Annotated in this window: 8 protein-coding genes; 4 read left to right on the top strand and 4 right to left on the bottom strand. The window is 78.1% G+C overall.

What is annotated here, in order from left to right; genetic code table 11:
- Positions 1–18: 18 nt before the first annotated feature.
- The 4 genes from ACFWEK_RS16340 to ACFWEK_RS16325 form a co-directional block, all read right to left on the bottom strand.
- The gene (locus ACFWEK_RS16340) at positions 19–429 is read right to left on the bottom strand and encodes a hypothetical protein (RefSeq protein WP_430554712.1); all 411 of its coding nucleotides are present in this window, start codon (positions 427–429) and stop codon (positions 19–21) included.
- A gap of 118 nt (positions 430–547) precedes the next feature.
- The gene (locus ACFWEK_RS16335) at positions 548–1,903 is read right to left on the bottom strand and encodes a phosphotransferase (RefSeq protein WP_430554711.1); all 1,356 of its coding nucleotides are present in this window, start codon (positions 1,901–1,903) and stop codon (positions 548–550) included.
- A 118-nt stretch (positions 1,904–2,021) separates the two neighbouring features.
- On the bottom strand, positions 2,022–3,131 hold the full coding sequence (locus ACFWEK_RS16330; RefSeq protein WP_430554710.1) for a DNA glycosylase AlkZ-like family protein: 1,110 nt from the start codon (positions 3,129–3,131) through the stop codon (positions 2,022–2,024).
- Between the two features lie 37 nt (positions 3,132–3,168).
- Positions 3,169–4,110, bottom strand: coding sequence for a LysR family transcriptional regulator (locus tag ACFWEK_RS16325; protein WP_430548484.1), 942 nt, complete (start codon positions 4,108–4,110; stop codon positions 3,169–3,171).
- 71 nt (positions 4,111–4,181) lie between these two features.
- Here ACFWEK_RS16325 and ACFWEK_RS16320 point away from each other — a divergent pair, with 71 nt between their 5' ends.
- The 4 genes from ACFWEK_RS16320 (at position 4,182) to ACFWEK_RS16305 (ending at position 7,565) form a co-directional block, all read left to right on the top strand.
- Positions 4,182–5,204 carry a DMT family transporter gene (locus ACFWEK_RS16320; RefSeq protein ID WP_430554709.1) on the top strand — a complete coding sequence of 341 codons (1,023 nt, stop codon included), beginning with the start codon at positions 4,182–4,184 and terminating at the stop codon, positions 5,202–5,204.
- A 10-nt stretch (positions 5,205–5,214) separates the two neighbouring features.
- Positions 5,215–6,453 (top strand): sensor histidine kinase, encoded by a 1,239-nt coding sequence (locus ACFWEK_RS16315; protein WP_430554708.1) that lies wholly within the window; start codon positions 5,215–5,217, stop codon positions 6,451–6,453.
- Positions 6,450–7,115: a response regulator gene (locus ACFWEK_RS16310; RefSeq protein ID WP_430548481.1), complete on the top strand. Its 666-nt coding sequence runs from the start codon at positions 6,450–6,452 to the stop codon at positions 7,113–7,115. The genes ACFWEK_RS16315 and ACFWEK_RS16310 overlap by 4 nt, the downstream gene beginning before the upstream one ends.
- A 153-nt stretch (positions 7,116–7,268) precedes the next feature.
- Entirely contained in the window at positions 7,269–7,565 is a 297-nt protein-coding gene (locus ACFWEK_RS16305) for an SHOCT domain-containing protein (protein WP_430548480.1), read from the top strand.
- The last annotated feature ends 24 nt before the right edge of the window (positions 7,566–7,589 follow it).

Below are 7,589 nucleotides of genomic sequence, written 5' to 3'. Positions count from 1 at the left end.
CGATGCGTTGCCGGGGGGTCAGTCCGTGGAGGCCGCCGTCGGGGCGGTCTTCGCCGACTGCGGGGTCACCGGGCTGACCGGGGACGCCGCGGTCTGCGCGGTCGGGGCCGTCTGAGCGGTCTGCGCGGTCTGGGTGGACGGCGCCGTGTTCGCGGTCTGCGTCGTGGGCGTCGTCGTCGGCGTGGCGACCGAGCCCGCCGTCACGGTGGTGATGGACGTGCCGTTCTGCACCGCCGCGGGCGACGGGCTCGCGGACGACGCCGTGGCCGACGCCGTCGACGAGGCCCCGTCGTCGCCCACCTGGACGGCGTCGGCCACGACCGCGTCGCTCGGCGTGCGGTCGAACGTGCCCTGGGCCGCGGCGACGCCGGCCCCCAGGCCGACCGCGCCCAGCGCGCCGGTGACGATCCATGCGCTGCGTGCCTTCATGGTGCTGCTCCTTCGTCGGTGCGGGTGGTGCGTGGTTCCCGGCGGGCTTCTCCCGCCGACTGGTTCCCAGCCTCCGAGGCCACCGTGAGAGGGCCGGGAGGCGTGGATGAGAGGGTTCTCAGACTGCGGCCGCGTCCGTGGCGAGGCGCTCGGCGACGTCGAGGAGCGCCCCGGCGGCCGCCGCGTCCTCGGCACCCGCGGCGAGCGAGACGACGACGGACGCCGCCCGGGCGCGGAGCAGGGTCGGCTCCACCGCGCGGCCGAAGACGTCGAGGCAGCGGTCCACCAGCCCGCCCACGCCCGCGTACGCGGCCGGGTCGAGCGAGGGCAGCACCGCCAGGTGGGCGACGGCGCACGCCAGGTCGTCGACGAGGTGCCCCGGGCCGAGCGTGTCGACGTCGAGCACGGCTCCGACGCGCGGGTGGTCCCCGGCGCCGACGACGGGCTCCAGCAGCAGGTTGGCGGCGTGCAGGTCGCCGTGCGTCACCACGAGCGGGCCGGGGTCGCCCGCGGCGACGACGGTGCCGATCGCCTCGCGCAGCGCGGCGAGCCGGGCGGCGTCGACCCCGTGCACGATGGCGAGCGCGCCGAGGTAGTGGGCCGACCGGTCGGCCCAGGCCGGGCGGCGCGGCAGGGCGAGGCCTGCGCGCGGCAGCGAGGTCGCGACCCGCAGCAGCTCCGCCGGGTCGACGCACGCGGGCTGGTCGGCGGCAGGCGTGCGCGCGACGAGCTCCGCGACGGACTCCCCCGGCACCTCGTCGAGCAGGACGACGCCGTCGGCGGACCAGTACCGGACCCGCGGCGCGGCCACGCCGCCCGGACGCGCGGCGAAGAGCGCGTGCCGCCGCACGAGATCGTCGACGCGCGCCGGACGCACGACCTTGACGTACGCGGCGCCGTCGGCGGTGCGCGCCCGCAGCACGGCCCGGCGCAGCGGCCGGTACGTGACCGTCTCCAGGGACAGCAGCGGGGCGTGGGCGCCCGCCGCCCGCAGCCGCTCCGCGACCCGGTCGGGCGTGCTGCCCGCCGCCAGACCGGGCAGTGCCGGGTCGTGCGGGTGGCGCCACACGTGCACCGAGCGCCCGCCGTCGTCGAGGCGCACGACGCCGGGGCCGAGGCCGCCGTCCCGGTCGGCACGGTCGGCACGGTCGGCACCGTCGGTACGGTCCCGGTGGTCGCCGCGGGCGCGGCGGAACGCGGACGCGCGGGCGCTCGTCGCGAACAGGTGCTCCGGCCCGCGGATCGTGCGGCCGCCGACCTCGCGCCCCGCCACGACGTCGTACGCCACGGTCACCTCGGCCCCGGGGCGCGCGTGCACCTGCCGCACCGACCACGACTCGAGCGTGGCGCCGTCGGCCGCGAGCGCCGCGCCCAGGACGCCCTCCGCCTCGTCACCGGTGAGCAGGTCGAGCCAGGCGCGGTGGTCCGCGGGCCGGGTCGGGGCGGGGCTGGTCGGGGCGGGGCTGGTCGGCACGTCGCCATCCGAGCGGTCGCGCGCGTGACCGCGGTGAGACGTCGATGAGAGGACTCTCATCCGCCCGGGCCGGCCGGACGGTGCGGCCCCGATCCGGGGGACCGGTCGGAGGGAGTGGTCAGAGGGAGACGTCGTCGAGCCCGAGCCACGCGGCGAGGTCCGCGAGCTCGGCACGCACCGCCTGCGACACGTCGGGGTCGAACGGCAGATCCTCGTGGATCGCGTCCACCCGGAGCACGCCCGCCTCCCGGTCGGCGGTGGCGTCGACCTTGCCGACGAACCGGTCCCCGTGCAGCACGGGCAGCGCGAAGTAGCCCCAGCGGCGCCGGTCGCGCGGCTTGTACATCTCGAGCACGTAGTCGAAGTCGAAGACCTCCAGCAGCCGGACGCGGTCGTGCACGAGGGCGTCGAACGGCGAGAGCACCGCGGTGCGCCCCTCGAACGGCTGGTCGACGGCGTCGAGGGCCGCCGGGTCCACGAGCCACGTCCGCTCGGTGCCCTCCACCGTGGCCGGCGTGCCCGCCAGGTCCACGTAGTCCTCGTCCCCCGGCAGACCGGGCAGCCGGGCCTGAGTGATCCCCCGCGCCCGCACGCGGCGCGCGACCCGTGCGCGCGCCGCCTCCGGGCGCGGCAGCTGCTCGACGTCCGGGTACACGCGCTCGGCCAGGTCCCACAGCCGGTCGCGGCCCCTCCGCCCGCAGACGGCGACGTCGCCGTGCAGGCTCGCGAACTCCAGCATCTGCGTGACGTTGCGGTGCCCGGTCCAGCCGGAGGAGCGCCAGGGCCGCACGCTGGTGTCCGGGACGTCGCGGGCGACGAGCGGCCCCTCGGCCTCGAGCAGGCGCAGGACGTCGTCGAGGAACGGCGCGTTGTCGTGGAACCAGCTCGAGCGCCAGTCCCCGAACGGCCACCGGCGCATCTGCTCGAGGTACAGCGGCAGGTCCTCCGTCGGCCGCACCGTGCCGCCGAGGCGGAAGAGCATCCGGTCGGCGAGCGCGTCCTCGACGGCGCCGGGCCACGTCGCGCGGCCGAGCCTCGACCACGGCACGAGGTCGACGGCGGGTGCGACGACCGCGGTCGGGTCGACCGGGAGCACCATCAGGTGGTCGACCGTCGCGAGGAGGTCGTCCGGGCGGTGGGCGTCGAGCAGCTGGGCTCGCACCGCGATGCGGCGGGCCTGGTCTCGCGTCAGCCGTACGGGCGCGCCCGCGGCTCGGTCGGTGACCACGCGACGACGGTAGCGCCGGGCCCCGACACCCGGGCGGCTACCCTCGGACGTCCGTCACGGCCGCCGCGACGGACCTGCCCGCGGCGACCACCTGGTCGAGCACGGCGAGGGTCGCCGGCCCGGGCGCGCCGCCGGTCGTGCGGTGCCGGGCGACGATCTGTCGCGTCCCCAGCCCCGGCAGCGCGACGACCTGCACGGCGTCGGGCAGGAGGTCCCCCGCCGCGAGCGCCGGGACGACGGCGACGCCGAGGTCGGCGGCGACCAGCGCGAGGGCGACCGCGTAGTCGTCGTACCGGTGCGTCAGCGGCGTCGTCGCCCCCGAGGCGGCGTGCGCGCGCTGCACCGCGCGGTCGGCGGCGTGCCCCGGTTCCGCCCCGAGCCAGGTGGCGTGCCGCAGGTCGGTCAGCCGCTCGGGCGCGGGGCGGTCGGCGGGCAGCACGACCAGCCACGGCTCGTCCAGGACCGGCACGTCGCGCATCCCCGCGGGGGTGGTCCGCCCGATGGCGCTCTCGGTCTCGGTGAGGATCAGGTCGAGGTCGCCGCGGCGCAGGTCCCGCTGCGCGGCCTCCCCCTCCGTCTGGCACAGGTGGACGTCGAGACCGGGGGCGGTGCGCGCCAGCCGCCCGGCGAGGGGCGCGAGGAGGCCGCCGACCAGGGTGGGCGACGCCCCGACGACGACCGTCCCGCTCGGCTCGCCCGCGAGCTCCGCGAGGGCCCGACGCGTGTCGGTGAGCTCGGCCTCGATGCGCTCCGCCGCCGCGACGACCAGCCGGCCGGCGGGCGTGAGGACGGCCCCCGCCGGCTGCCGGTCCACGAGCCGCTGCCCGGACTCCGCCTCGAGGCGCGCCACCTGCTGCGAGACCGCCGACGGGGAGACGCCGAGCGCCTCGCCGGCGGCCACGATGCCGCCGTACCGGTGCACGGCGAGGAGGGTGGACAGCCGGCGCGGGTCCAGGTGCATCGGAGAACCGTGGTGCATCGGAAAATCTTAAGGCAGACCTCGGCGAACTTCGATTGATCTGCAGCACCGCTCCTGCGCACGATGGGCCGGTGCTGACGTCGACCCTCCCGCCCCGACCCGTACGCGGGCACGTCCCGGCCCGAGCCGGCGCCGCCCTCGTCGCGGCGGGCGCGCTGCTCTGGGGCACGGGCGGGGTCGCGGCCGCGACGATCGGCGCCCACAGCGCGATGCCACCCACCGCGGTCTCCGCGCTGCGCCTGCTCGGCGGCGGCCTGGCCGTGCTCGCGGTCACCGCGGCCACCGGGCAGCTCCGGCGCGTCCCCCGGACCCGGGCCTCCGCGCGGCACGTGGCGCTCACCGCCGTGCTCACCGCCGTCTTCGGGGCCGCCTACTTCCAGTCCGTCGCGCACGTGGGCGTCGCCGTCGCGACCGTGGTCGCCCTGGGCGCGGCGCCGCTGGTCGTGACGGCCCGCTCCGCCGTCCGCGCGCGCCGGCTCCCGCGCGTCACGGTGCTCGCGGCGCTCGCGACGTCCGTCGTCGGGCTCGCGCTCGTCAGCGGCGTGCACCCCGTCGCGGGCACGACCCGGGACCTGGCGTGGGGCCTCGCCCTCGCGCTCGTGGCCGCCGTCGCGTTCGCGGCGACGACCGTGGTCAACCGGCGCGTGCTGCCAGGGCTGGGCCCGGCCCCGCTGCTCGGGACGTCGTTCACGCTGGCGGGGCTCGTGTCGCTGCTGCCCGCAGCCGGTGCAGGCCTCGCCCTCGGCTCCCTCGACGCCACCGCGTGGTGGACGCTCGCCTTCCTCGCCCTCGTGCAGACCGCCGTCGGCTACCTGGCGTTCTACGCCGGGCTGCAGCGCGGCGTCGGCGCCACGTCGGCGGCGCTGCTCTCGCTGCTGGAGCCCGTGGGGGCCGCCGTCCTCGCGGTCGTCGTGCTGGGCGAGGCCCTGACGCCGGCGGCGGTGCTCGGCATCGCCCTGGTCCTCGGCGCCGTGCTGCTCGCCCGGGACCGGCCGGCGACGCCCCGGGTGGGTGCCCGCCCGGGGGCGGATGGTCCCCCGGGACGACCCGGTACGGCACCCCGGGCGGACGCGCGGGAGGGCGCCGCGGCGTAGCGTGCCGGGCATGGACCGCGGCCCGCTCGACCGGTGGCGCCCTCGGCTGTTCCTCGCGGTGGCGCTGGCCGTCGTCGTGACGGTCGGGACGTTCGGGGCGTCGCACTGGCAGCCCGGGGCGCGCGACGTCGACGCGCTGGGGCTGCTGCTCGCGCTCGTCGGGCCGGTCGTGCTCCTCACGCTGCCCCGGCGGCCGGTCCTCGCGGTGCTGCTCGCGGTCGGAGCCGTCGGCACGTACCTCGCGCTCGGCTACGCCTGGGGGCCGGCGCTGGGCGGCACGGTCGGCGTCCTGGTCATGGTGCTCCTCACCGGGCCCCCCGCCCGGGCGCGGGTCGTCGCCTGGTCGGGGGCGCTGCTGATGTGGGGCGTCGTGGTGGGCGCGGCCGCCCTGCGCGACGACGGCTCCCGCGTCGGCGGCCTGCTCGGCGGTGCCGCCTGGACCGCCGTCGCCCTGCTGGTCGCCACGGGCGTCCGCGAACGGCTGGCGCGGGCCGCCGCCTGGCGGGCCGCCCGCGCGGACCGGGAGCGGACCGCCGTCGCCACCGAGCGCCTCCGCATCGCTCGCGAGCTGCACGACGTGCTCGCCCACTCCCTGTCCGCGATCAACGTGCAGGCGGGCGTCGGCCTGCACCTCCTGGACCGCGACGTCGACCAGGCGCGCTCCGCGCTCGCGTCCATCAAGACCACGAGCCGCGACGCGCTCGACGAGGTGCGCGCCGTGCTCGGCGTCGTCCGCGGAGAGGGCGACGGCGTCACCCCGCCGACCGACGCCCCCGAGCCGCGCACGCCCACCTGGGACCTCGCCGCCCTCCCCCGCCTGGCGGAGCCGCTGCGGGCCCGCGGCGTGGCCGTGCGCTTCGACGTCGACCCGGCGCTGCGGCCGCCGGGGGCCGTCCCCGCGCACGTCGCGGGCGTGGCGTACCGCGTGGTGCAGGAGTCGCTCACCAACGTGGGCCGGCACGCGCCGCGGGCGCGGACCGTCGTCGTGCGCGTCGCCCGCGACGACGACCTGCTGCGCGTCACGGTGGACGACGACGGCGGCCCGGTCGGTGCGCACGACGGTGACGGCGCCGGCTACGGCCTGCGAGGCATGCGCGAGCGGGTCGAGGGCGCGGGCGGCGCGCTCGCCGCGGGGCCCGCCGCACGCGGGTTCGCCGTCGCCGCGACGATCCCGCTGCCCGCCGACCTGTCAGACGCTCAGCGTCCCCGGGCACCACGCACGTCTGACACCACGCAGGAGGACGCATGATCCGGGTGCTGCTCGCCGACGACCAGGCGCTGGTGCGCGGCGGCTTCCGCGCGCTGCTGGACGCCGAGGCCGACATGACCGTCGTGGGCGAGGCCGCGACCGGCGACGAGGCCGTGCGCCTCGCGCTGCAGCTGCGGCCCGACGTCGTGCTCATGGACGTGCGGATGCCCGGGGCGGACGGGCTGGAGGCGACCCGGCGCATCGTCGCCGACCCGGGTGCTGGCGGCGTGCACGTGGTGGTCGTGACGACGTTCGAGCTGGACGAGTACGTGGCCGAGGCCATCCGCGGCGGCGCGAGCGGCTTCCTCGTCAAGGACACGGAGCCCGCCGACCTCGTGCGCGCGGTGCGCGTGGCGGCGGCCGGCGATGCCCTGCTGTCCCCCGGCGTCACCCGTCGCCTGCTCGCCCGGGTCGCCGACGCCACCCGCGACGTGCCGCCGCCGCCCGGCCTCGACGACCTCACGGCCCGCGAGCGCGAGGTGCTCGTCGAGGTGGCCGGCGGCCTGTCCAACGACGACATCGCGCGCGCCCTCTACCTGTCCGAGTCGACCGTCAAGACGCACGTCTCCCGGGTGATGGCGAAGCTGGGTGCCCGCGACCGCGCGCAGCTCGTCGTCGCGGCGTACGAGGGCGGCGTCGTGCGCCCCGGCTGGACCGGCTGACCCGCGCCCCGCACGGGCACGCGGGCCCGCGCGGGCGGCACGACGGGACGACGCAGGTCGGTACGAGGGGCTGACGACGGAGCGCACCCCACCGGGCGACGGTGGTGGCGACGGGTTCGCACCGGGCGGGCCCACCGTCACGAGGAGTCCTCGATGCTCACCACCGCCACCGCGATCGCCGCCCCTGCGGTCGCCTCCGCAGCCGAGATGGGGCACCCGTACGCCGCCGGCGGCGGGCCGGGCTGGTGGATCGTCTTCCCGATCCTGTGGTTCCTGCTCTTCGCCACCGTCGTGTTCCTCGTCGCCCGCCGCGCGCGGCGGTACGGCCCGCCGTGGGCCCGTGGCGGTGCGGGCGGCGTCGACGTCCTGGGCGAGCGCTACGCCCGGGGAGAGATCGACGAGGCCGAGTACCGGCAGCGGCTCGCCGTCCTCAAGGAGGACCGCCGCTGATCACCCCTTCCAGCAAGCGAGCCC

This window comes from Isoptericola sp. NPDC060257 (assembly GCF_042726645.1).
GTDB classification, from domain to species: domain Bacteria; phylum Actinomycetota; class Actinomycetes; order Actinomycetales; family Cellulomonadaceae; genus Isoptericola; species Isoptericola nanjingensis.
Note: the sequence above shows the minus strand (reverse complement) of the source record. Positions and strands in the feature narration are given on the sequence as shown.